A 481-nucleotide genomic window follows, 5' to 3' on the forward strand; every position below is an offset into this window, starting at 1 on the left:
CGCGCGTAGCTCAGCTGGATAGAGTACCTGGCTACGAACCAGGCGGTCGGAGGTTCGAATCCTCCCGCGCGCACCATTCTTTCTTTTATGAATTTAAACGACAATGAAATGTGTTTAGCTACTTTTCATTGTGGTAAAACAAATTAGTGCGCGCGTAGCTCAGCTGGATAGAGTACCTGGCTACGAACCAGGCGGTCGGAGGTTCGAATCCTCCCGCGCGCACCATCGAATTTGTGTGGTGAGGTGGCCGAGAGGCTGAAGGCGCTCCCCTGCTAAGGGAGTATACGGTTTATCCCGTATCGAGGGTTCGAATCCCTCCTTCACCGCCATTCTTTTGCTATTCGCTAAATTATTTAGAGTTTAGTCTGTTATCTCTTATAGCGAGAAGATAACAACGCAACACCCGGAGCGCGCGTAGCTCAGCTGGATAGAGTACCTGGCTACGAACCAGGCGGTCGGAGGTTCGAATCCTCCCGCGCGC

At 52.4% G+C, this 481-nt stretch carries 3 tRNA genes; all 3 read left to right on the plus strand.

What is annotated here, in order from left to right:
* Window positions 1–148: 148 nt before the first annotated feature.
* The 3 genes from ASV53_RS24515 to ASV53_RS24525 all read left to right on the plus strand — a co-directional run bounded on the left by ASV53_RS24515 (window position 149) and on the right by ASV53_RS24525 (window position 481).
* Window positions 149–225 (plus strand) — tRNA-Arg (locus tag ASV53_RS24515).
* Between the two features lie 12 nt (window positions 226–237).
* Window positions 238–329, plus strand: a tRNA-Ser gene (locus ASV53_RS24520).
* A gap of 79 nt (window positions 330–408) precedes the next feature.
* Window positions 409–481 (plus strand) — tRNA-Arg (locus tag ASV53_RS24525).

Origin of the sequence: Photobacterium sanguinicancri (assembly GCF_002265265.1) — a bacterium.
GTDB lineage: Bacteria > Pseudomonadota > Gammaproteobacteria > Enterobacterales > Vibrionaceae > Photobacterium > Photobacterium sanguinicancri.